Consider the following 24,152-nt stretch of genomic DNA (forward strand, 5'->3'; position numbering starts at 1 on the left):
CATTTTAAAAAGTCTATGGAGGCATGAAGAGCAGTTTCTGCCAGACCAAAATACAGGTTATATGTTACCAGGTACACCAAAGCACCGTGTATCAGTGCATGCGCTCCCAACCAGTAATACCAAGGAGGAAAATGTCCGCCGGATTCCTCATGCCGTTTACTGTGGCGATTTTTTCCCGACACCATAGTTTCATTTTGAAGCACAAAATCGGCAAGGCAATGGGAAGCAAGTAATAAAAACAATATTACGGGTAATTCTGCCAATGTAAATCACCGACTCCGGATTAAAGAAAACCTATCAAACAACATTCAACTCCGTCCGGTGCAATCCGCTATCCGGGATAGCTTCGACTTCTTGTACCGGTAGCAAAATCCGCACTGCGCACCCCTTACCCTGTTCTGTCTCCATAACAATGTGTCCACTAAAATCGTGGACAATACTATGGGTGATAGCCAACCCCAGGCCGGTGCCTTCTCCTTGTTTTTTGGTAGTGTAAAAAGGTTCAAAAATACGTTGTAGCTCATCCGCTTCAATACCCGGTCCGGCGTCCTGAATGACAATTTCGGCAAATTCGCCATGCAGTTCATTTAAACAGGAAGTACACAACGCTTGGGTAACCAAGGTCTTTCGAGTGGTCAATGTAATATCTCCCCTGCCGTTCATGGCATCCTTGGCATTGATGCATATATTCATAATCACCTGGTCCAGTTGAACTGAATTTATATTAACCCACAACGAACCTTCACTGACGTTAATATCCATAGCCACAGTTGCCGGTATGGCAGGTTTCAACAAGGTTACCAGGTCCCGGATCGCTTTGTTTACATCTACCAAAGAAGCATTCTCACCCGATTTTCGACTAAACGACAACAACTGTGCCACGAGCCCTGCGCCCCGCTGACCTGCGGCTTGAATCTCCACCAGGTTTTTTTCCAGAGCAGGATTCATTGAATCTTGTATTTGCAACAAAGCCAAACTGGAAAAACCGTTTATAATCCCTAATATATTGTTAAAATCGTGGGCAATACCTCCGGTTAACTGACCGATCAATTCCAACTTTTGCCCCTGGCGTAACCGTTGTTCGAACCTCTCCCGTTCCAAGTCCGCCTGATGTTTTTCTGTAAGATCTGCAACAATCGTATAAATCCCTTGTACCATTCCTTTTTTGTCTATATTAGGAATATACTGTGCCTGAATATAGCGGGTTAATCCATCGGGATACCGGAGTTCCTTTTCACAAAACACTTTTTCACCGGCCAACGCTCTACTTAAATGAGGTCTAATTTTCTCGTAGACATCGTCACCCACCAAGTCCCAAACTCTACGGCCAACAATGCGCTCTTTAGATATCTTGTGCCATTTTTCATAAGCGTCATTCACATAAATATAACGCAAGTCTTTATCCAACTCGGAGATCAATATCGGCAAGGCATTGTTAATGGCCTCAATCTGATTGTGCAAATTTTCGGTGGAAATTTTTTCGTTGTTCAGGGCTTCTATTTTTTTATCCAGTTTTCGGGTAAGCACTTCAACGTGCTCTTTGGTATAGTTCCCCCCTTCCAGCCTGCTGTGCGAATCTGCGCTGGACCTTAAGACTGCTTTGATTTCTGCCAACAACGCTTCGGGCTCGAAGGGCTTCACCAAAAACCGCGAAGCCCCCAAGGACATAGCTAAGCTCCTGTCTTGCTCTTCGGTATAGGTGGCGGTATAAAACATCACAGGGATATGGGCAGTCGACAAATTGCTTTTAACTCTGCGACACAAACCAAACCCATCCAGTTCCGGCATTAAAATATCGGTAATAATAAGACTTAATGGCATTTCTACAGCTATATCGTAGGCTTGCTCACCATTTTCAACACCAACGACATCAAAACCCATACCAGTAAGGTAATCCTCTAAGAATATCCTAGAGTCTTCTGTATCTTCGGCTATGAGTATTCGCATTTTAACTCTCTTAGAATTTTGTGAATCTGACCGACGACGCGGTCTGGGTCTATAGGTTTTTCAATGTATCCGCTGCAGCCTATTTGAAGCAAGCTCTCTCTGTCACCGGCCATAGCATAGGACGTCATTGCGATAACCGGTAAACTTTTTCCATCGCGAAACTGTCGAATGGATTTCAAAACTTCGGCTCCATCAATATCCGGTAACTGGATATCCAGTATTACCAAATCGGGTCCTGCAGTACGCGCAAGCTCAATACCTTCCTTACCGGTCAGAGCACGTAAAGTTTCATAGCCGCTTGCCTCCAAAATGAAGGTTATGAGCTCCATATTATTATCGTTGTCTTCAATTATCAGTACTTTTTCCATTGAGTATCCTGACTGACTTTCCGGCTATACCTGACTACACACCTATGCTACGCAATTCTCTACAATTCGGTTAATTTCGCCAATCACGCTGGCAGGGTCTATTGGTTTTTCAATGTAACCGGCACATCCCGAAGCGATTAAACGCACACTGTCTCCCGTCAAGGCGTAAGAGCTAACCGCTATAATCGGAATTGACAAGCCTTTTTCCATATTTCGAATCCTCCTTAGCACCTCAATTCCGTCCATATCCGGCAGTTGAATATCCAACAATATAAAGTCCGGGTCGGCTGTTTTAAATATCTCGATACCTTCAGCACCTAAAGTCGCGGGAATGACAGAGAACCCGTTTGCTTTTAGCAAAAAAGTGATTAACTCCATATTGTTTGAATTATCTTCGATGACCAGCGCGGTTTTCATAGGCTACTCTATACCCCATTATTGTTTTGAAAAATACACTTTTGGAAGAAGCAAACGAAAAGTGCTGCCATGCCCGGGTACACTTTCAACTTCGATACTTCCTTTTAATAAATCAATCACGAGTTTTTTGGTTAGATATAGCCCAAGACCTGCTCCGCCCGCTTTAACTTTCAAGTGCGATGAAAGCCGTTCAAATGCTTGAAAGCAGTTTTTCATCTGATCGTTTTCAATACCTATTCCGGTATCGATAATCTGAACTTCCACGGCTTCTTCAGACTCCTGCACTTCGATCGTTATACCACCCGCCTCTGTATACTTAACCGCGTTTGAGACCAAGTGCCGCAAACACTGTGTTACTCGCTTACGATCCGTGTGCATTTCTATTTTTGTTACACCCTTGACCGCCAAGGTCAATCCTTTTTTATTCACAAGGCCGGTAAACTCATCTTTAACTTCGTCAATTGCCGAGCTCAGAGAAAAACTACTGGGAAAAACATCCAGTCGATGACCTTCAATTTTTGCGATATCAATCACGTTTACGATGAGTTCCAGCAGGTGCTTCGCTGAACCGTATACCCGCTTGAGTTGATCGCTTTGTTTTTCGTTTAATTCGCCCGACATCCCCTGCAATACAATTCCGGTAAATCCGATAATGGAGTTCAATGGTGTACGAAGCTCATGAGACATAGAGGCGATAAACAGGGACTTCAATTTGTCCAAGTCTTTGAGTTTTTCATTAGCCTCGCGTAATGTTTTGGTCCTGTTTTCAATTTTCTTTTCCAGCTCATTATTGATGCTTTTCATTTCCAGAAACATGTAATCGCGCTCGGACCGGGAACGTAATGCGTCAAGTCCATAGGCCAAATCGGCTGCAACGCTCCGCAACAACTCCAACTCATCGTGTTCAATGGACATACCGAGATTGGCGCTTATATTTAAAGCTCCAACCACTTTATCACCGACATTCAGGGGCAAGGATACCGTCGCATTGAAGCCACCCACTTCCGCATCCTCCCAACACGGCAGGCATGACGCTTTGTTTGGAATATTCCCGTTAACCACAGGGGCGCTGGATTCGAGAGCATTGTTGATCGTCGAGCAACCGTAAGGTGTATCCATACAGTTCAAACCCACCGACTCGGAACGATCAGAAAGACCTGCCTGGCCTAGTACTTTGAGTTTTTTTGTATCGCCTTGTTCAATGACACCAACCCAAACTCTGGAATAGCGTTTATAGGTAACCAACACATCACACATGGCTTGCGCCAACTCAGCTTCCGACTTGGCAGATAGTAAAGCTTCATTTCCAGCGTTAATAGTCATTAAGGAACGGTTGATAATGAAATGTACCTGTTCAAGTTCCTTTCTTTTTAGTTTTTCAAACTTCAAACTGGCATTGAGCTTTTCCAAGTAGTTATTGTTATCTTTGAGAATTTTATGCAGCTTTTGCGTGCGACTGCGTAAATGAGTTATTTCCCGGTTGTCACTTATGCAGGAGTTGCGAAAAGTTTTCAGTCGAATAATTTTTTGTCGAAAAATGGACTTGGGCGTACCGGCATCAAAACAATCAATAAAACCACCACGAAACAGAGCGGTTTGCTTCTCTTCATCCAGGGTCTCTACAAGTGCAATGGCGGGAATTTGATCGATGTTGCAACAACCTGCCAAATATTGCAGACATTCGATATTTTTGTCTGTCCCGGTTTCGTTGATCGCAATCACATCCACGGTATCCCGGTCCAATATACGTTGCGCAGATTCTACATCTTGAGCATAAACCACCAACAGTTCATGATGTTGCTCAATCTTCGTAATGGGACTCAATTGCGAAATTTGCCGACCTATACACAACACCAACGGAATGTTTTCCAACCCGCTTTCCCGGTTCTTTTCTGATGCTGATTGAGCGTTTTCCGCAAAATCTATTACGTCAGTCTGTTCAACCATTACCAGAACGTCCTTGCTGCCGCGACAGTTTAAACAAATTTCAAAATAGACCTGTTGCGATTGGAGCTAACCAATGCAACGTGCTTAGACTACCTAGCTGATAATACAGCGCGTACAACAAACCCGCACAGCTCCTTGGCTCCCCGAAAGCCACTGCTGCGATGCGCACTAATTGAGCAAATTTCCCCTTAATTATAGTCTACTATTCATACCCTGGCATCTATGAATAAGCATCACCACCCTATGTTCAAGAATTACTCAGTCAAACTGGGGTACTTGTTTCTCTAAACGCTGACGGATTTTGGTGTGTAAATAGAACAACAACTTTTGAGTCGCTGTTATCGCTGCCATATGTCTTCGCGACGAAAATTCATCATATTGAGATTTGGTTACTTTGCATTCGGTTTCTTTACAAAATTGTAAAATCGGTGACGGTCCATCATCCGGGTCACAACGGTCTTTCATTTGAGTCAAACCAAAACGATTCCCAAACAGCCCATAGTCCTTAAACTTCTCCTTTTCCCGTTGATGGCACTGATGGTGTTCACTCCAAAACAATGACCAGGTGAACACTTGCTGAGTTTTACCCACAATCACACTTAAACTTTCCTTTTCAGCCGCCACCAAGGTCTGCCGGGCCGTTTCCGCCAGTAGCGTTTCCAATTGAGCTCCCTCCTGCAACACCGCTTTGCAAATGCTGTCTCTGTTCTGTTCAAATACACCAGAGGCCGTTGCCGGTTTAAATGAATAGGATTGGAATCGATCACGTTGCCCGGACCAGTGATAGATGGGAATTACATTAGCGGGGACAGTAACATCCTGGACATAATGACTTAATCGCCCCATGGTTTCGTACAGTTTCTTAAACTCAAACTCCTGTAGGAAGGGATTTTTTAACATACGGTCCGCGGCATCCAGTAACTCGTAGAACCGGGTGTTTAACGAAATTTGCGCGCCAGACTCGCTCAAGCCCAGATCACCCTTGGGGCTGTAGAAATGCCATTGCCGACCTCGATTGGGATTATGCAGAATACTGTCTTCCAATTTGGAATATTGGACAAATAGATCCCGGTACTTCACCGACCAGGCGTCGCTGGGGTTGCATTGTTGGTACTGCCGCAGCGCTTCTGCACTAAGTTGAGAATGTAGATTGGGTTCGTAGGCCAACGCCTTGCCGGTGGACAGCCAACAGACAGCGAACGTGACCACAATGACGAGAACAGAAGACCGTCTAACGCTGAACGATCCTATTCTGAACAATCCTATTGAGAACGACTCGATACGAAGAGTACGACCGGTTTGGAATATACCGACACTCTGTAAAAATAAGTTAACCAAAACGAACCCATTCCGCTACTAAATACGGAATTATGCACGGGCATCTGCCCACAATCAAATCTACCAAGCCGTAAAAACCGGAAAACTAGGTGTGCAAATCAATCACCAAACCATCCGCAATCCAGGATTTTAGACAAGACGCCGCCCGCAGGGCCACGGTATCTGCTTCACCTCCGGGTTGGGTCATCAAAAATTCACACAGCTGTGAAAAATCTTTTCCTTTCAGAGCCATAGGTAACAACAGAGCTTCATCTGCTTCCAAGGTACGAAATCCGGTGCGTAAGTCCCGGCGCCAGACCAGACACTGCTGTTTTGCTCCTGTATGTGCCGTTTCAGGTAGCAGTTGCTCAGCGCGCATGGCTTGCCAAATCGGAAGTATGTTCCACTCGTACTCACAGAGCGTAACCGAGGAATGAAATTGCAGCACCAATCCCGGCCATTTCTCCGGCGCTAAACCGGCCATGTGCTCCAGATTGATTGGCTCGGCGGCGGCGGCGTTAAATGCATCCACCAACGCCCATTCAAATGCCGCTATTTCATACAGGTAAGGTTGCTGGCAATAGGGGTTGGTCCTCTTTAAGAAGGACGCCATCTTTTTGCCAAACCAACGCAGAAAGGTGTTGATGGAAGGATGGGCCTGAATATAGTCCCGGCCCAACTCGTAAAACTGTTGCTCACCTAACAGGGCTGATAAGGCTTCGAAATCCGCCGCCAAGGCCTCCACCAGACGCGCAACATAAGCATGAGCGTAAATATTTAAACGAAATCCTTGAGTCAGTACACCCTGCTTACTGATGTGCTCTCTAATACCGGGGTTTCCTTGCATTAAATATTGCTTAAAAACCTGTTGGAGCTGCTCCAGGGAAATCGATTGCGATTGACTCATGCCGCTTGCCCCAAAACTAAAGCGCCTACTCGACGAGCCTGCTCTAATTCCTGCATCAATTCCTCGAACGGAGGCATACGATCATCGCGTTCGATCATGGTGGATACTGCCCCAAACCGCTGCAAAGCCTGCTCGTACAAATGCCAGACCGGGTCAGACACTTTGTGATCATGAGTATCAATAACATAGTCACCGTAGTCGCTGTGGCCTGCCAAATGTATTTGTCTCACCCGTTCCACCGGCATGTGATTGATATAATCCATCGGATTGAAGCTGTGATTACGGGCGCTCACATACACATTATTGATGTCCAATAACATCAAGCAATCCGCACGTTCAACCACAGCGCAATAAAACTCCCATTCCGACATGTGCGAATGCTCATAGCTGACATAGCTGGACACATTTTCCAGTAAAATACGACACCCCAAATAATCCTGTACCTGCAGCACCCGCTGCGCCACGTGATCAATCGCTTCCTCTGTATACGGGAGTGGCATTAAGTCATGCAGATTGTGACCACCATAGCCGGTCCAGCACAAATGGTCTGATATCCACTTCGGTTGCGCGCGCTGTGCCAGTGTTTTTAACTGTTGGAGATAATCCCAATTTAACGGATCCACGCTGCCAATGGACAAAGAGACCCCGTGCATAACCACAGGATAATCGCGGCGTACGGCATCCAGATAGTGTAGTGGTTTACCACCATCGACCATGTAGTTTTCACTCAATATCTCAAACCAATCAACCTGCGGACGCTCCTGCAAAATCGTATCGTAATACTCGGACCGCAAGCCCAAACCGTAGCCTAAATAGTCTGTCTCATTGTTCATGACTGCTTACTCTCCAACACCCGCTTCTCTTGCTTAACTATTGAACTGATTAACCAAAGGGGCGAATTCTATTAAGGAAAACGCCCATTTAGTCTAGGCTTTGGGTTTTCTATTTTCCGACTTTACCGCCTACTTTGTCGCAAGCTTCCTTGGAAATACTGACAAAACCCTGTCCTTTGCAGGCAGACTGACCTTTACAGGCATTGGTTGCACTCTTGCAATCATTATTGCCTTTGCACTTATTTACACCATAGCAATGTACCTTGGCATCAGATTCTCCTGCCATGGACGCCATGGGCGCCACGCTAAACAAACCCGCTGCTGCAACGGCTAAAGCCACGCCTGTGTTTTTATGTACACTCATAATTTCCTCCGGTTTTGGATTACACACCAGGACCGGACCACCCGGCTGGTGCAAAAGTTTTATTTAACAAGCCATTTATCGCAGAATTATCACACCAGACAATTTGAGGGGGATTATCGACAACTGCTGTGATCTGCGAATTCAGCGCTCGCACAACTCAGACGCAGCAAGAGGAACTTTGTTACGAAGGAAATGAGATATGGAGTATTATGCGGAGAATTTAAGCTCGGTCCGCTCCAGACGGTGGGGCTCGTCAACGCTAACCCCTTGAGCGTAATCTACCCCAATATCCTTTAATTTCAACAAGGTGGAATCGGTGTCCACCGTTTTCGCGATGGTACGCAAACCTGCAATATGCCCGATTTCATTAATGGCTTCCACTATGGCGCAATCCATAGGATCTTCCACCATATGACCGACAAAAGAACCATCGATTTTAATAAAATCCACAGGAACGGATTTTAAATAGGAAAACGAACTTAGGCCGGAACCAAAATCATTCAGTGCCACCTGACAACCGCATTTTCTGATTTCACGAATAAATTCCGATGCAAATCCATACTGCGCCAAGGCCGCTGTCTCATTGATTTCAAAGCAAATCGTTTCATAAGGTACCGCGTAGCGTTGTAACTGATCTTTTACGTATTGTAAAAAACTATCACTCAATGACGATCCGGAGACACTGAGAAAATAAACTCCCAATTGATCTCGACTTTGTACTGACTTCATGCGCTCGTTTAGGTATTCCGCTGCAGCGCGAACAAACCAGCGATCAATTTTGGGCATGAGATTATAGTGCTCTGCCGCCGGAATATATGTATCCGCATCCAGGATGTTACCGTCGTCGTCTTCCAGTCGAATCAAGAATTCTTTGTGCGGTTTACCACCGCTGACGTTGTTAACCGGTACAATAGCCTGCTCATAGAGGCGAAACCGGTTTTCATCCAGGGCCTGATTGAGACGCGTCACCCAAAGCATCTCTCCCTCGCGACGGTTCAAATCATCATCTTGATGGGAATAAACTCGAATGCGATTGCCTCCAGACTCCTTAGCGGCGTAACAAGCCAGATCCACACCCCGCATAATTTCATCTATGCCGGTGCTTTCGGCACTAACTTCCATAAACCCAATACTGGCACTAATCCGATATGGCTTTTCCTGCCATTGAAACCGAAATTCATCGATGGCATCCAAGACGCTTTCAGCAATTCGTAACGCCGGCTCACTATTACAATTTTCCAGTAAAATGCCAAATTCATCTCCACCCAAGCGCGCCAAGGTGTCGCTGTCACGAACCTGTTCTCTGAGTGTCCTGGAAATCTGTTTCAGAAAAATATCCCCGGCCACGTGACCGCAGGTATCGTTGATAACGCGAAACTGATCCAGATCCAGATAGAGTAAACCGTTGGACTGACCGCTGTGCCAACTGGTTTCCAACACTTGTTGCAACCTCTTTTCAAACTGATGTCGATTGTTAAGACCGGTCAAGGCGTCATGATACGCCATGTGGGTAATGGTGTTCTCAGCTTTTTTCTTGGCAAAACGGACGCTGGCATCCTGCAACTCACGCTCTATGGCCGGGGCCAAGCGAGCCAGGTTGGCCTTCATAATATAATCCTGAGCACCGGCTTTCATCGTTGCAATCGCCATTTCCTCGGGAATAATGCCGGAAACAATGATGACAGGAATATCCAGATTCAATTCACTAAGACAATCCAGTACCGTTTTTGAATTGAGACAAGGCATGCTGTGATCGGTGATAATTAGGTCCCACGCATATTGCTCCAGCATGGATTTCAAGTTTTCCGGGGTATCCACCCGTTCAAAATACGGCGAATATCCGTCTTTTCTAAGCTGACGAATAATCAGCAGCGCGTCGCTTTCCGAATCTTCCACTAACAGTATTCGCAGAGCCATCACTTGCCCCTCAGGTTTGGATCGCTGTTTTTGTCCACTTACTCGACTGACGCTACGCTATTACCGGCAACGAGCTATTGCTGAAAGTATAGACAGTTCTTTGATAATAATAGAGCTACGGCGTAAAAAATTTGTTTCCCGTCCTTGGCGTAGCACGTCTCAGCGAGTTTGCACTTTGGCCAAAAAATATCCACCGACAATAAACAAAATCACAATGGACACCATACCCCAACGATGATCTCCGCTGGCGAGACTGATGAACCCAAGTAACAATGGTCCAATAATTGTGGCTGACTTACCCATCATATTGTAAAAACCAAAATACTCTCCCACCTGAGATGGGGGGATCAGCGAGGCATACATGGAACGGCTCAAGGACTGCATTCCTCCCTGAACCAAGCCCACAGCCACCGCTAAGGTATAGAACTCCCAGGCCTGTGTCATAAAAAAGGCCCAAACGCAGACCAACGAATAACACACCAAACCCAGATACAACCCGTTTTTAGTCCCTATTTGCATCGCCAGATAACCATAAGCGATGGTCGCCGGAAAACCCACAAATTGGGCAACCAACAAAGCCTTGATTAAGTCGTTTTGATGTAGATTGATAGACAATCCAAAATCCACGGCCATGCGTACCACCGTGTCCACACCGTCAATGTAAAACCAGTAAGCGAGTAAAAACAAAAACACGTTGCGCCTTTGTCCAATCTGTTTCATAGTGCCCAGCAACTGGCTCCAACCCTGACGAATCGCATTGGCCGCCCCTGGATGCACCGTTTTGGGTTCTTTTACCCACAACAGTAATGGCAGCGCAAATACAGCCCACCAAAGTGCCACACTCAAAAAGGAAAATCGCACCGCTTCGCTCGCATCTTTCAAACCGAATGCAGCCGGATCCAAGGTCATGGCCACATTGAGCGCGAATAAAACACCACCACCCAAATAGCCCATAGCATATCCCAGCGCGGAAACCAGATCGCGTCGCTCTGCATCCGCCACAAAAATAATCAAGGAATCATAAAAGATGTTGGCACCCATAAAACCGATAGTGGCACCGCAATAACAAGCAATGGCAAAAGCCCACTGGCCCTGCCCCACCCAAAACAGCAACCCCGTCAACACAATACCTGCAGCGGCAAATAACAATAAAAACCGTTTGCGATTACACATCTGATCGGCAATCGCCCCCAAAATCGGGGCTGCAAATACAATCAAAATGCCGGCCACGGCGTTGCCTACACCTAAATGAAAAGTACTGGTGGCGGCATCAGCAGAGGAATCCCAGAATTTTTTGAAGAAAATGGGGAAAAAGCCTGCCATGACGGTGGTAGCAAAAGCAGAATTGGCCCAATCGTACAATGCCCAAGCCCAGGTTTGGCGTGATTGTTTTATCCACCTCATATTACTTCATAACACCTCGAACACTATGGTTTATCCATTTTCCAGGCTCGCTTTTTACAGGTCCGCCGCGATCACATAAAATAGCATAGCTTGTTACTACATACTCTGAAAACAACCAACCACCGGTGCATAATGGAAAAGCTTCGCCAACGGCTACATCAACTGGATGGAAAAAGTTATAAAGCCTTCAAAGATATCCAAGGCCAATATGAATATGACCGATTTTCACTCAGCATCGATCATGTTCAGGGAGATCCCTTTGCCGCTCCGTCACGCGTTAGCGTTCAGGTGCCCATGGAGATAGCGGCATTTCCAAAAAATCTCTGGAATAACCCTATCCGCAAAACCGCACTGGAAGACTTTCTGGGTCGCCGCTTTAGTTCAATCATTCGCAAAGTAGTCAAAGGCCATCGAGGTAGCGGTGGTAGCGGTGAAGTGAATGTATCCACCAGCGGTCAACAAATTCTGCAGCGCAATGCCGTGCTTGTAACCGAGTCCTGGGTTGAGGCGCGTATTACAATGGGGCTGCCGGCCAATGGACGCCGTGCCGCCGGTCAACAGGCCATTGCCATGTTTATGGATGAACTGCCGCAGCTGGTGCACCAAGCGCTGGTATATGCCCAATTACCATCGCAACAAGCACTGACCCATATAAATTGCGCTGAAGACCAGGAGTTTTTACGTCACTGGCTGGAACAACAACAATTGGTGGCCTTTGTGGCCGACGGGGCCATACTGCCACGGCGCAGTGGCGTGGACGATAGTCCCTTAAAAAAGGCTGCTCTGGCCTTTCAAGCACCGCCATCTCTCAGTGTAACGGCACAACTTCCCAATGGCGGAACCCTTTCGGGCATGGGTATTCCCAAAGGAATCAGTCTCATTGTCGGTGGCGGATTTCATGGTAAATCTACCTTGTTACACGCCCTGGAACGCGGCGTTTATAACCACATCCCCGGCGACGGTCGGGAACAAGTGGTATGCGATGCGGCAGCGGTGAAAGTTCGAGCCGAGGACGGCCGGGCCGTCTCCTTGGTTAACATCAGTCCGTTTATCGATCGCTTGCCTTTTGATCGGGATACACACCGGTTCAGCACCGAAAACGCCAGTGGCAGCACCTCTCAAGCGGCAAACATTATCGAAGCATTTCAATGCGGCACCCGAGTTCTGCTCATTGACGAGGATACCTCCGCCACCAACTTTATGATTCGCGACGACCGTATGCAAGCCTTGGTGGCCCAAGACAAAGAACCCATCACTCCACTGTTGTACCGAGTGCGGGAACTGTATGATCAACATGGTGTATCGTCAGTGATTGTAATGGGGGGTTCCGGAGATTATTTTGATGTCGCCGATACGGTTATTATGATGGATACCTATGCACCCAAAGACGTAACCCAAGCCGCAAAGTCGCTGGCCAGGCCACCCCGGAGCTCAGATTCCACACTACCTCCATTCCAACGGATATCGCAACGGCGCCCGGGAAAAGCCGTATTGGACCCGTCCCGACGCAACCGTGATGTTAAAATTGATGCCCGCGGGCTCAGCAACATCAACTACGGTGAACACAACATTGACCTATCCCTGGTAGAACAACTGATTGATCAGGGCCAAACCCGCTGTATAGGCTTGTTGATACACTATTATGCCCGCCACTATGCCCAAACAGGAGATCTTATCCAGGGTCTGCAGCAATGCATGGAGGATGTACAATCTAAAGGCCTGGATACAGTCAGCCCTTATAAAGTGGGCAATCTGGCCTTGCCACGCCTGCACGAAGTCGCCGCTGCCATTAATCGAATTCGGGAAGGGAACTGGCACAGCTCTTGAACTTTTATGACAAAGTAACGTCTTAAGCAACAGAGCAATGGTATACCGACACCCCATGAAACCAAAACGATACGTACCCATATTAGCGGCTTTGGCCATCACCGGCATCGGGATGGAACTGTGGTTACAGCGCCCTGCCCCTTCGATAGCCGACCAACCCCCGGCTCCCAGTATCATCCAAACTGCGCCTATTAACGCAAACTCCGCCGACTTGACGCAGCTACGCGCTTTGCTGGACGAAGAAATAAAAACCCGTCAATTGTTGCAACAACGTATCGATTCCTTGGAACGTCGTGTGTCAGACCTGGAACAACGCGGCATTGCAAAACCAGGTAAGGATGACAGTAACGAACCGCAATCCAAGACCTACCGCACCCATGACCTACCCAAAGACTTTGTTCGTGGCCCCGGGTTCAATGCCGACGCTATGTTGGCTGCAGGCATAGCACCGGATCAAGTCAAACGAATTCAACAGATTTACGATGAAGTGGAAATGCAAAAACTGTACTTGCGAGATCAGGCCGTGCGTGAAGGCTGGATTGGTCAAAGCCGCTACAGTGAGGCACGCAAGGAATTGGATCAACGACTGGATACATTACGTGGCGAAATGAGCGATAAGGATTATGCCGCCTATCTTTATGCGACCGGCCAAAGCAACCAAGTCGTTGTCGAAAGCACCATGAGTACGTCACCCGCCCAGGATGCAGGCATTCAGGCGGGTGATACCATTATCCGTTATAACAGTAAACCCATTTACTCCTGGTCTGATTTGCGCAGCGCCAGCACTCAGTGCGCCGCTGACACCAGCATTGCTGTAGAAGTTAAAAGGGCTGAAACTATACAACACCTTTATATTCCGTGCGGCCCTTTGGGCGTTCGCATTGTCACTCGAAGTGAAAGACCATGATCTTCTCTTCACAATCTGACCTTATTCTTAACAGCAGCAACAATGGCCACACCCACCGCCGCTGCTTAACTACCCACTGGGCGGATAATGGGGAACACCGCATAAGCCCACCTCTTGATTTATTGCCGGCACTTCCATCACAGCGCCTGCAGGTTTAACACACATAAGCGTTTTTTCGGTTTTTATGCTTAGGAACCTCTGATTAACTCCGTGAATGGCATATATGAGGCCTAAATTGTCAATTGCTTCGTTGAAAAACTTGAAAATATTCCCGATATTCCCTGCGTTTTTCGCCTCGCACTTACCAATTTATTCCTCATCTCTGCTCATTCAGCAATTAATCAGAGGTTCCCTTAATAAGTTACCGCGGGCAATACAGATAGGTCAATGATCTATACTGTTAAAGACTCAGATGTGGATTCTATCATGAACCAAAACGTCAAACCGCTTCACGCCGTACTGATTGTCTTTTCAGCCCTAGCCATGATCTCCCTTATTTTTTTTACCCGTAGCGAAATGCTCCAGTTGGGCGGCCCCGATCAAATGCAGTTTGATGCCCAAGGCAATCTGTATATTCATATAAGCGGCGACCTGTATAAGCTGGACCCGGAGATGAAACTTCTGGCCCGGTTTAATTTGTCACAATTTGACGTTTATGATCTGGTGGGTGATTTTGCCTTTTTCAGCAATGGCGATTTGCTCATTCGTCGAGGTGAATATAAACCGAAATTCGCAGAAAGCCTGCGACGTTTTATGCGCCAAGCTGATGCAAACCCACCGTTAAATCATTCTCAAACCACCGGCTTAGTCCGATGCAAACTGGAAAGCAGTAAGTGCAAATTGTTTTCTACTGACGAAGAAAATTCACATTTGGATTTCCATAGTGCTTTTCACATTGCCATGGATTGGAGCACCGACACTGTCTATATCAGCGATACCGATCGCCACACTCTGCGCAAATATAGCAGTGATGGTACACCACTGGCAATTAAAGAACATGGGGTGCGTTATCCCAACCAGATTACACTGCACAAAAACAAATTACTGCTTGCGGACACCAATCACCATGCCATACAAGAGGTGGAAACTGTCAACGAAACCTTCGGTTCTATTCTCGTAAGTCACAAAGTCAATCACGAAAGTCTGAAACAAGCCCGCTGGCCCTTTGCATTTGCCCAAGTAGGCAATCAATGGTGGGTTAATAATATGCAGGGAAATATGCAAAACGGAAGCATCGTCGTATTCAGTGACACCTGGGATTTTGTTAAAGCACTTTCGTTACCTGAGAAAGCCGACCCCATTGACATAGCGGTTCTGGAACAACAGGTTCTGATCAGCGATCTGGCCAACATTCGCATTCATGTCTTGAATCACGCCGGTGAAGTTTTGCCAAATCAATTACCGCAAACTATTGCCAACAAACTAAGCGCCTTACAGGGGAAGCAAGCGAATCTCCGTATGATGGGCTATGCCACCGTGACCCTGTTTGTAATCATGCTGATGGGCGGCATCGGCCTGGCTGTGCTCAAGGTCCGACGCACCCCGGAAGAGTTTGCCAGCCACACCGAGTCTATTGATATTGACAACCCGGAAATTCAATGGGTCCGGCGAAACAAGAAACAAACTCAACTGCTTTGGCTTACCGCTTTGATACCGGTTATCCTGTTACCGTTTATCGGTATTGTGTTTTACAACAAGCCCCCGGCAGGTATGCAGGGACCGATAATACTTATTGCTGTCGTGTTAGTGGCGTTACCGGTAATTTTTTATTATCACCTCCGAGCCGCCATCGGTACCTTAGATGGCTTGCTCATTATTAAAAAAACCCCGCGTAACTACGCTGCCGCCAGTGGAAAAAATATCATCTATTCCGATCACTACATTCTTATCGGCAATACCTCCATTGCTTTCAGACAACAACAGATTTTTTTTCGTTTGGACGACATCGTCAATCAGGTTATGCCCCTGTTGCAAGATGCCACCTATATTAAGCATGAACAAATGCTGTCTTTATTGTTAAAACGCATGCGTCCGGCTCCGCTTGCCTTGTTATTGATTGGAGCCGCTGTATTGATGGCTTTGGTGTTTAGAAATGTGTATCAGTGACCCCACCCTTCACATATCGTGTTACGTCGATGAACATTGGTAAATTTACATTTGGAGTTGAGTACAAAATAGTTACATTCAGGAAAGCTGACACACGGCTCGGCGAAATACGCAAGCTATTCCACGTACCCTGAGCTTGCATCTGTACGCATACACAAACTCACCCCGCAACTCTATATATGTATGGCGCGACCCTCAGCTGCCATAGCGGCTTCATGCAAAGCTTCTGATAGACTGGGGTGTGCGTGTATGGTGCGAGCCAGGTCTTCGGCGGAGGCAAAGAATTCCATAGCCAAAACCGCTTCTCCAATGAGTTCCGATGCACTGGGGCCGAAGATGTGTACACCCAGAATGCGATCGGTTTCCGCATCGGCCAGTACTTTCACCATACCGGTTCCGCTGCCCATGGCCAAAGAACGACCGCTGGCGGCGAACGGGAAGATACCCGTTTTGTATTTCACACCGCGATCATCCAATTGCTCGGCGCTACGGCCTACCCAGGCGATTTCGGGTGCCGTGTATATCACCCACGGGACTTTGGTAAAATCAATCTCGGGTGATTGTCCGGCGATGCGCTCTGCCACCACTACGCCTTCTTCCGATGCTTTATGCGCCAGCATGGGACCTCGCACCACGTCACCGATGGCATAGACACCTTGCAAGTTGGTGCGACACTGTTCATCCACTTCAATAAAACCACGCTGATTGATGTGCAAACCAACGGAATCGGCATTGATATTCGCGGAATTGGGGGTACGACCGGTGGCCACTAATAGCTTATCCACTTCCAGTTTATGTTCCTTGTCTTCCTGATGGTAGTGTACCACTGCCCCAACAGAGGTTTTTTCCACTTTTTTAATTTTTACTCCGAGTTGAATATTCAAGCCCTGGCTTTCCAGTTCCTTTTTAGCCGCACGAGCGATTTGTCGGTCTACGGATTTCAAAAATTTATTTCCGCGATTTAATATCGTTGTTTTGGCACCAAGACGACTCCACACACTACCCAGTTCCAGACCGATAACACCTGCGCCGATAACACCAAAGTTTTTCGGAACTTCTGAAAAACTCAGTGCGCCACTGGAATCAACAATCAAATCATCATCAAAAGGGGCCAGAGACGACTCTGTCGGTGTGGAGCCGGTGGCGATAATGATATGGTTGCAATTCAGCTCTGTGACTTCGGACTTGCTGTCGTGATGAACCACCTCTACGCAACTATTGGAGAGCAAACGTCCATGGCCTTTGATCCAGTCCACTTTATTTTTTGCAAACAAGGTGGATATGCCGGCGGTGAGCGACTCGACTATCTGATCCTTGCGCCGCATCATCACATCCAGCTTCAAAGAGTGTTTATTTACTTCAATACCGTGATGTTTAAATTCGTTGAGCATGGAATGGTAATGATGGGAACTGTCCAGCAGAGCCTTGGAAGGAATGCACCCCACATTGAGGCACACACCTCCTAAGGTGGATTGACCTTGTTCATTTTGCCAGGCATCCACACAGACGGTTTTCATTCCCAGTTGGGCGCAGCGTATGGCCGCCACATAACCACCTGGACCACCACCAATGACGACTACATCATAGTCAGCCATGACTATCTCCCTTATGCGTTATATATCCAATAACATGCGGGCCGGATCTTCCAGGGCTTGTTTAATAGCCACAAGAAATAGTACCGCTTCCTTTCCGTCGATTATTCTGTGATCGTATGACAGCGCCACATACATCATGGGACGAACCACGATTTCGCCGTTTTCCACCATGGGACGTTGGGTAATATTGTGCATACCCAGAATAGCGCTTTGGGGTGGATTCAAAATGGGAGTGGACAACATAGAACCAAACACACCGCCATTGGATATGCTGAACGTGCCACCGGTCAAGTCCTGTATGGTTAGGCGTCCGTCACGGGCTTTTTCACCAAAACCCGAAATGGCGGCTTCAACATTGGCAAAGCTCATTTGATCCACGTCGCGCAAAATGGGAACCACCAGTCCACGAGGCGAGCTGACGGCAATGCCGATATCATAAAATCCGTGGTAGATAATCTCGTTTTCCTCTACGGACGCATTGATCACAGGATATTGTTTTAGTGCCTCAACCGCCGCTTTTACAAAAAAGGACATAAAACCCAGTTTGACGTTATGGCGTTTTAGGAATCGGTCTTTGTACTTGTTACGCAAATCCATGACCGGTTGCATATTGATTTCATTAAATGTGGTCAGAATAGCAGCCGTGTTCTGCGCCTCTTTTAATCGCTCGGCGATACGGGCACGCAAACGACTCATGGGAACTCGTCGTTCCGGTCGCAAACCGTCACTCACCGGTTTCATATCCACACCCGGACGTGGCAGGCTTACATCAGGGACTTTACTGGGGGTCAGTGGCACCGGTTCCGATTCCACTTTCTCTACAGTTTCAAGATATTTGAGCACATCGGATTTGGTTAAGCGGCCGTCTTTACCGGTACCTATAATCTTATTGGGGTCCACATCATTTTCCGCCACCAACTTGCGAACGGCCGGACTGAGCTCCTGATCGTATGTGGAAGCAGCCGGAGGAATTTTGGTGACTTCATAAGGTTCTGGAAATACCGCTGCGGCACCATCATCATTCACCGCCGTTTCCGTCTGAGTTACGCCATCGGTGTCGATAACCGCGATCACTTCATCACTAAGGACATTAGCACCGTCGGGTTTACGAATCTCCTTCAACACGCCCTGCTTGGGTGAAACCACTTCCAACACCACTTTGTCGGTTTCCAAATCCACCAAGTTTTCTTCCGCATGGACCGCATCACCGATTTTCTTATGCCAGTTCATCAACGTCGCTTCGGAAATAGACTCCGCTAAAACAGGTACTTTCACCTCAACCAGCATTCCTTGTTCTCCTTGCTTGTATTAACCAGTTGTTTGCTTTGACTAATTGCTCGTTTTGACATTGCTTGTATTGACCATTTGTACCTCACTTAAGCCCAGAGCATCATTGATCAACTCGTGTAACTGGTCGATGTGTTTTTGATAATAACCCACCGCCGGTGATGCCGATGCAGGTCGAGCCGTCACCTGCAGGGTTTGATTTGGCTTGGTCATTTTCAACAATAAAGACTGGATGTAATACCAGGCACCTTGATTCTTCGGTTCTTCCTGGCACCAAACAATATCGACGGCGTTGGGATAGTGTTGCAGGCACTGCTCCAACTCTTGCTGTGGGAATGGATACAAGCGTTCCAAACGCACGATAGCGACCTTATTGATACCCCGCTCACGTCGTGCATCCAACAAATCAAAGTACACTTTACCTGAACACAGGACCACTTTATTCACTTGGGCCGCTTGGATCTCGTCGACTTCCGGGATGACCGCTCTAAAGCCACCTTCACAGACATCTTCCAATGCGGACACAGAATACTTATGCCTAAGCAAACTCTTGGGTGACATCACCACCAAAGGTTTACGCACATTGCTCAGCATTTGTTGGCGCAAGGCGTGGAAGATTTGTGCAGGCACAGTAGGTACGATAACCTGCATATTATCTTCAGCGCACAACTGTAAATAGCGCTCCAATCGAGCCGAGGAATGCTCCGGCCCTTGGCCGTCAAACCCGTGCGGCAAGAACATAACCAAACCACTCAAGCGACCCCACTTGGATTCACCGGAGCTGATAAACTGATCTATCACCACCTGGGCACCGTTAGCAAAATCACCGAACTGAGCCTCCCAGATAACCAGAGAGTACGGAGCGGCAGTACTGTAACCGTATTCAAACGCCAGCACCGCTTCCTCAGACAACAAAGAGTCGATTATGGTAAAGTGCGCCTGCTCTTCAGACAAAAACTGCAATGGGATATAGGCGGATCCGTCTTTTTGGTCGTGCACCACTGCATGGCGATGAAAAAACGTTCCCCGACCACAGTCCTGACCTGAAATACGCACCGGAAAACCGGATTGAAGCAAAGAGGCGTAAGCCAAGGTTTCTGCAAAACCCCAATCCATGGGAATTTCACCTTGAGCCATTTGACGTCGACTTTTGAAAATCCGCGATACCTGAGTATGGACCGATATATCTTCCGGCACCTCACACGATTTAAACATCAAACGACGCACATCTTCTGCAGATAGACTGGTATCCACTTGTTGAAAATCATTGGCTTGTAAGTATGGCTTCCAGTCCACCCAGTAGGGTTTGTCAAAAGTACCCGTTATAATATTGGGCGCCACGCATTCACCATGTTCCAGCGCTTCGCGATACTCTTTTTTGATTTGGTCGACCAGGTGCGGATCAACCCCGGACTTTTGCACCAAAGATTCCGCATACAATTGCGCAACCGGTGGATGAGCCTTGATTTGCTTATACATCATGGGTTGGGTGGCCGACGGTTCATCCGCTTCACTGTGACCATGACGCCGGTAACATACCATATCCAACACCACATCTTTTTGAAATCGCATTCTAAAATCCAAAGCGAGCTGTGCTGCAAACACCACGGCTTCCGGATCATCACCGTTAACATGAAATATGGGTGCCTGTACCATACGCGCCACTTCGGTACAATACACGGTGGAGCGTGCATCCAGCGGATTGCTGGTGGTAAAACCGATCTGGTTGTTAACCACAATATGTACCGTTCCCCCGGTGGTGTAACCGCGAGCTTCGGACATTTGGAAGGTTTCCATAACCACACCCTGTCCGGCAAAAGCAGCATCACCGTGGACCAATATGGGCAAAACCAAAGATCCGCTTAGATCACCCCGGCGATTTTGCCGTGCCCGTGTGGACCCTTCCACCACAGGCCCGATGATTTCCAAATGTGACGGATTAAAAGACAGAGCCAAATGAACGATACCGCTCTCAGTTTGAATGTCCGAGGAAAAACCCTGATGGTACTTCACATCACCGGAACCGCCGTTGCCATTGCTGTGAACTTTTCCTTCAAATTCCATAAACAAGGTATTGGGTGCTTTGCCTAAGATATTGGTCAACACATTGAGACGACCCCGATGAGCCATACCCAGCACCACTTCAGTCACTTTGTGCCGACCACCTGCCCTCTGGATTAATTCATCCATCAATGGAATGAGGCTCTCGGCACCCTCCAGAGAAAAACGTTTCTGCCCCACGTAGCGGGTATGTAAATAGCGCTCAAACTCACCGGCTGCGACTACACGTTCCAATAATCGCTGCTGTTTGGCTTCACTGAATTTAGGAGTACTGCATACGCTTTCCAGCCTATGCTGGATCCAACGTTTTTCCTCCGTGTCGGTGATGTGCATATATTCCACGCCGATCTGACCGGAATATGTCTGTTTCAATATTTCTAAAATTTCACGCAAAGAAGCCTGTCGTGGTCCCATTAAGGAGCCGGTATTAAACACCATATCCAAATCCAAGTCGGACAAACTATGGTGCTGTAGCTCCAGCTCAGGCACATGTTCCTTGGCATTCAAGTGCAAAGGGTCGAACTCGGCGTGCTGGTGCCCTCGAAAACGATAAGCATTGATTAATTGTAATACGTGGATTTGTTTGGACTCGGCATCAGCACTGAGCATGCGTGCCAACGGAGCCGCCGGTTGACGGGTATCACGATTAATGCGGGCGAATTCGTCGCGGATCTCCTGATGGTCCACATCCGGTGGAGCTTCGGTGTCCTGGCTTTGCAACTGTTGAAAATACTTTTGCCACTCAGAGCTAACGGATGTAGGTTTTTTCAGATACGCCGCATAGAGTTCCTCAACGAATGGTGCATTACTGCTATTAAGGTGAGAATTATTCTTAAACCTTCTCATGCGAGCATCCAAAATTTGGTATCTGTGAGTACATCCTCTATCATCCGCTGTGAGTGAAGCTCTTGCCAAGGCCTACCTAAGAGGCCCAGGTCTGCCCCTCCAATCGATAAACGAAAGGACCCTGTAAAACCTATCGGCTTGATTGCCCAAAGCTTTACCGCCTCAGTAAACTGATCAATTAACGAACAAACGACAGGGTGTGCACAACTTATACGTAGTGTCTTTGAGCATGAAAAACTTGCAACAGTGATACCAATTATCGCAGCAAAAAACCTGAAAGAAAGGGACCATTTTAACTTTACAACCGCTTCCAACATAAGCAGTTCATTCACCCCACTGTGCTTGCTTAATACCCCTAAAAACAAGATCCTACGCCTATTTAAAGCATAGACCGGCAGGCGCTACTTTGCAGCAGACTAAGGAGGTGAAAATGTCACTTTGTGGCAAACATTTGGCTTACTGCCACGGTGGGCCGGTTAATGGTAAGGAGGAGGGTTGATCCTGTATCAGTTGCACCCGGTCCAAACGGGTATTTCGAGGTGCCAAATACAGCGTGGCCAGATAACCTTTTTTTTTGTGCTTCAATTTCAATTGGGCTGCCAGGTTTCCCTGAATAGAACAATATCGCGCCCCCCAACAAACCAAACTCGTGCGCCAGGGTGGACGGTAATTCTATAGCAAAACCTAAACGATTCATTTACCGACTCAACGCTGACGCATCACTTAATGCAAACTCCACGTCCGGGTTTTTCTGGTGATTCATGTGAATTTCTTCCAACATCAGACGGGCCAATATCTCAGCGGACAAACCTCCCTCGTGATTGTTGTATAAGCTCAGCGTAATCCCTACAACCAAGGCCGGGACAGCCGCCATTCCCCAGGTGAATTTTCGATGACCGTTGGCGCTAACCCGGTTTGCAACTCCCTGAGCCAGAATTCGTTGCAGTGATTTCGGGTCCAACTGTTTTGAGTTATAAAAGTTTTTAACACTTTGATCTAACTTAGACATGGGCTCCCCGGCTTTTTCTCCAGCATTTTGTGCAGTTTTTGTTTGGCCTGACGCAAGAGACTTAATACCTGTTTCTGGGCTGACAAGATTGTTCTCATGATGTTCTCCTTTTATGTCATTGATTTAGCATTGGTGTAACAGAGAAAGATGCAACGACCGTTTTGATTGCATTGCAGGGGGGAAAAATAGTTGACATCTATATTAATGTATTATAATATTCGACCATACTGTGCAACCTCCTAGCACAGTACCCCTTGAAGTATTCATCTTTCCCCTTTGTGTGATGAATACAGAGTTGGCATTACCTTTGAGCCTCGGTCTTCCGGGGCTTTTTTATTTGATTTTCATCAGCTTACTTTATTTCTCCCATACAAGCTTATGTGAATATTAAATAGTGAATATTTTATTGATTATTCACATCGCAGCAACTACACTTCTTTCCCATGGACGAAAACCTCACTTTTGCACAAACCACGGTGAATCCCCCCAAGGGTGACGAAACCAAACTGAAAATCCTCGACGCTGCACGAGAACGATTTCAAAGTTACGGTTACAACAAAACCACTATGGCCGAAATTGCTAAAGATTGTGATATGTCGGCGGCAAACTTGTACCGGCACTTTGAAAACAAACTGGACATCGGCGCCAGGCTCGCTTGCGACTGTCTCTCCAACAAGGTTCGAATTTTATCCGATGTGCTGCAAACCGATTTAAGTGCTTCAGAAAAACTTCGACGCTTTGTCCTGGAAACGCTCAGAGAAACAAACTGCCAGATTTCAGAAACGCCGCGTATAAATGAAATGGTCACAGCCATTTGTGACAGCAAAATGGATCTGGTCTACGCTCACATGGAGGCCAAACAAAACCTGTTAATGCAACTCATTGCGGAGGGCAACCGCAAGGGAGAATTTCAGGTTGAGAATACCCAGCAAGCTGCCCAGTCCATATTAGTCGCTATTACCGTTTTCGATGTACCCACGTTTATGCACTTATACACACTGGAATCATTGCAGCACAAAGCCCATTCACTGGTAGACCTGCTTATTGACGGCCTGAAATCACGCTGATCCGTTGAATCTTTCCCCTAGGAACC

19 protein-coding genes are annotated in these 24,152 nt (G+C 47.2%); 4 read left to right on the plus strand and 15 right to left on the minus strand.

The genetic code is table 11. The features are described from left to right. Nucleotides 1-297: 297 nt before the first annotated feature. The 10 genes from OEY58_16540 to OEY58_16585 all read right to left on the minus strand — a co-directional run bounded on the left by OEY58_16540 (nt 298) and on the right by OEY58_16585 (nt 11,421). The gene (locus tag OEY58_16540) at nt 298-1,947 is read right to left on the minus strand and encodes a response regulator (GenBank protein MDH5327066.1); all 1,650 of its coding nucleotides are present in this window, start codon (nt 1,945-1,947) and stop codon (nt 298-300) included. Next, nucleotides 1,932-2,315 (minus strand): response regulator, encoded by a 384-nt coding sequence (locus tag OEY58_16545; GenBank protein ID MDH5327067.1) that lies wholly within the window; start codon nt 2,313-2,315, stop codon nt 1,932-1,934. Before OEY58_16545 ends, OEY58_16540 begins: the two co-directional genes overlap by 16 nt. Nucleotides 2,316-2,357: 42 nt before the next feature. Next, complete coding sequence (locus OEY58_16550) at nt 2,358-2,732, minus strand: response regulator (protein MDH5327068.1); 375 nt, start codon at nt 2,730-2,732, stop codon at nt 2,358-2,360. An 18-nt stretch (nt 2,733-2,750) separates the two neighbouring features. Then, nucleotides 2,751-4,679: a GAF domain-containing sensor histidine kinase gene (locus OEY58_16555; GenBank protein ID MDH5327069.1), complete on the minus strand. Its 1,929-nt coding sequence runs from the start codon at nt 4,677-4,679 to the stop codon at nt 2,751-2,753. 258 nt (nt 4,680-4,937) lie between these two features. After that, nucleotides 4,938-5,888 carry a hypothetical protein gene (locus OEY58_16560; GenBank protein MDH5327070.1) on the minus strand — a complete coding sequence of 317 codons (951 nt, stop codon included), beginning with the start codon at nt 5,886-5,888 and terminating at the stop codon, nt 4,938-4,940. Nucleotides 5,889-6,102: 214 nt separating this feature from the next. Beyond that, nucleotides 6,103-6,903, minus strand: coding sequence for a DNA-binding domain-containing protein (locus OEY58_16565; GenBank protein MDH5327071.1), 801 nt, complete (start codon nt 6,901-6,903; stop codon nt 6,103-6,105). Continuing rightward, entirely contained in the window at nt 6,900-7,736 is an 837-nt protein-coding gene (locus OEY58_16570) for a DUF692 domain-containing protein (protein ID MDH5327072.1), read from the minus strand. The genes OEY58_16565 and OEY58_16570 overlap by 4 nt, the downstream gene beginning before the upstream one ends. 109 nt (nt 7,737-7,845) lie before the next feature. Further along, entirely contained in the window at nt 7,846-8,100 is a 255-nt protein-coding gene (locus tag OEY58_16575; GenBank protein ID MDH5327073.1) for a hypothetical protein, read from the minus strand. Nucleotides 8,101-8,307: 207 nt separating this feature from the next. Beyond that, nucleotides 8,308-10,017, minus strand: a complete 1,710-nt coding sequence (locus OEY58_16580; protein MDH5327074.1) for an EAL domain-containing protein — start codon at nt 10,015-10,017, stop codon at nt 8,308-8,310. A 159-nt stretch (nt 10,018-10,176) separates the two neighbouring features. Further along, a complete protein-coding gene (locus tag OEY58_16585) occupies nt 10,177-11,421 on the minus strand; it encodes an MFS transporter (GenBank protein ID MDH5327075.1) in 1,245 nt (414 codons plus the stop codon). Nucleotides 11,422-11,553: 132 nt separating this feature from the next. Between OEY58_16585 and OEY58_16590 the strand changes: the two genes are divergently transcribed. From OEY58_16590 to OEY58_16600, 3 genes are all read left to right on the plus strand, one after another. Further along, nucleotides 11,554-13,248 (plus strand): ABC-ATPase domain-containing protein, encoded by a 1,695-nt coding sequence (locus tag OEY58_16590; protein MDH5327076.1) that lies wholly within the window; start codon nt 11,554-11,556, stop codon nt 13,246-13,248. 55 nt (nt 13,249-13,303) lie between these two features. Continuing rightward, the gene (locus OEY58_16595; protein MDH5327077.1) at nt 13,304-14,155 is read left to right on the plus strand and encodes a PDZ domain-containing protein; all 852 of its coding nucleotides are present in this window, start codon (nt 13,304-13,306) and stop codon (nt 14,153-14,155) included. A 387-nt stretch (nt 14,156-14,542) separates the two neighbouring features. Continuing rightward, nucleotides 14,543-16,261: a hypothetical protein gene (locus OEY58_16600; protein MDH5327078.1), complete on the plus strand. Its 1,719-nt coding sequence runs from the start codon at nt 14,543-14,545 to the stop codon at nt 16,259-16,261. Nucleotides 16,262-16,434: 173 nt separating this feature from the next. On the opposite strand, the gene lpdA is transcribed toward OEY58_16600, so the two are convergent. The 5 genes from lpdA to OEY58_16625 all read right to left on the minus strand — a co-directional run bounded on the left by lpdA (nt 16,435) and on the right by OEY58_16625 (nt 23,059). Next, the gene (lpdA, locus tag OEY58_16605; GenBank protein MDH5327079.1) at nt 16,435-17,856 is read right to left on the minus strand and encodes a dihydrolipoyl dehydrogenase; all 1,422 of its coding nucleotides are present in this window, start codon (nt 17,854-17,856) and stop codon (nt 16,435-16,437) included. A gap of 18 nt (nt 17,857-17,874) precedes the next feature. Then, on the minus strand, nt 17,875-19,143 hold the full coding sequence (gene odhB / locus OEY58_16610; GenBank protein ID MDH5327080.1) for a 2-oxoglutarate dehydrogenase complex dihydrolipoyllysine-residue succinyltransferase: 1,269 nt from the start codon (nt 19,141-19,143) through the stop codon (nt 17,875-17,877). 42 nt (nt 19,144-19,185) lie between these two features. Then, the gene (locus OEY58_16615; protein ID MDH5327081.1) at nt 19,186-22,050 is read right to left on the minus strand and encodes a 2-oxoglutarate dehydrogenase E1 component; all 2,865 of its coding nucleotides are present in this window, start codon (nt 22,048-22,050) and stop codon (nt 19,186-19,188) included. Nucleotides 22,051-22,483: 433 nt separating this feature from the next. After that, complete coding sequence (locus tag OEY58_16620) at nt 22,484-22,747, minus strand: hypothetical protein (protein MDH5327082.1); 264 nt, start codon at nt 22,745-22,747, stop codon at nt 22,484-22,486. Further along, a complete protein-coding gene (locus tag OEY58_16625) occupies nt 22,748-23,059 on the minus strand; it encodes a hypothetical protein (protein MDH5327083.1) in 312 nt (103 codons plus the stop codon). Between the two features lie 443 nt (nt 23,060-23,502). Between OEY58_16625 and OEY58_16630 the strand changes: the two genes are divergently transcribed. Continuing rightward, complete coding sequence (locus tag OEY58_16630; protein ID MDH5327084.1) at nt 23,503-24,126, plus strand: TetR/AcrR family transcriptional regulator; 624 nt, start codon at nt 23,503-23,505, stop codon at nt 24,124-24,126. The last annotated feature ends 26 nt before the right edge of the window (nt 24,127-24,152 follow it).

This window comes from Gammaproteobacteria bacterium, assembly GCA_029882975.1.
Lineage (GTDB): Bacteria > Pseudomonadota > Gammaproteobacteria > SZUA-152 > SZUA-152 > JAJDNG01.

Excerpts from the sequence above, each read along its gene's own strand:
- OEY58_16615 (MDH5327081.1), bottom strand. The coding sequence starts at position 22,050 with ATGAGAAGGTTTAAGAATAATTCTCACCTTAATAGCAGTAATGCACCA.
- OEY58_16580 (MDH5327074.1), bottom strand. The coding sequence starts at position 10,017 with ATGGCTCTGCGAATACTGTTAGTGGAAGATTCGGAAAGCGACGCGCTG.
- odhB (MDH5327080.1), bottom strand. The coding sequence starts at position 19,143 with ATGCTGGTTGAGGTGAAAGTACCTGTTTTAGCGGAGTCTATTTCCGAA.
- OEY58_16550 (MDH5327068.1), bottom strand. The coding sequence starts at position 2,732 with ATGAAAACCGCGCTGGTCATCGAAGATAATTCAAACAATATGGAGTTA.
- OEY58_16595 (MDH5327077.1), top strand. The coding sequence starts at position 13,304 with ATGAAACCAAAACGATACGTACCCATATTAGCGGCTTTGGCCATCACC.
- OEY58_16545 (MDH5327067.1), bottom strand. The coding sequence starts at position 2,315 with ATGGAAAAAGTACTGATAATTGAAGACAACGATAATAATATGGAGCTC.
- OEY58_16630 (MDH5327084.1), top strand. The coding sequence starts at position 23,503 with ATGGACGAAAACCTCACTTTTGCACAAACCACGGTGAATCCCCCCAAG.
- OEY58_16575 (MDH5327073.1), bottom strand. The coding sequence starts at position 8,100 with ATGAGTGTACATAAAAACACAGGCGTGGCTTTAGCCGTTGCAGCAGCG.
- OEY58_16540 (MDH5327066.1), bottom strand. The coding sequence starts at position 1,947 with ATGCGAATACTCATAGCCGAAGATACAGAAGACTCTAGGATATTCTTA.
- OEY58_16565 (MDH5327071.1), bottom strand. The coding sequence starts at position 6,903 with ATGAGTCAATCGCAATCGATTTCCCTGGAGCAGCTCCAACAGGTTTTT.
- OEY58_16570 (MDH5327072.1), bottom strand. The coding sequence starts at position 7,736 with ATGAACAATGAGACAGACTATTTAGGCTACGGTTTGGGCTTGCGGTCC.
- OEY58_16585 (MDH5327075.1), bottom strand. The coding sequence starts at position 11,421 with ATGAGGTGGATAAAACAATCACGCCAAACCTGGGCTTGGGCATTGTAC.
- OEY58_16625 (MDH5327083.1), bottom strand. The coding sequence starts at position 23,059 with ATGTCTAAGTTAGATCAAAGTGTTAAAAACTTTTATAACTCAAAACAG.
- lpdA (MDH5327079.1), bottom strand. The coding sequence starts at position 17,856 with ATGGCTGACTATGATGTAGTCGTCATTGGTGGTGGTCCAGGTGGTTAT.
- OEY58_16620 (MDH5327082.1), bottom strand. The coding sequence starts at position 22,747 with ATGAATCGTTTAGGTTTTGCTATAGAATTACCGTCCACCCTGGCGCAC.
- OEY58_16600 (MDH5327078.1), top strand. The coding sequence starts at position 14,543 with ATGATCTATACTGTTAAAGACTCAGATGTGGATTCTATCATGAACCAA.
- OEY58_16555 (MDH5327069.1), bottom strand. The coding sequence starts at position 4,679 with ATGGTTGAACAGACTGACGTAATAGATTTTGCGGAAAACGCTCAATCA.
- OEY58_16590 (MDH5327076.1), top strand. The coding sequence starts at position 11,554 with ATGGAAAAGCTTCGCCAACGGCTACATCAACTGGATGGAAAAAGTTAT.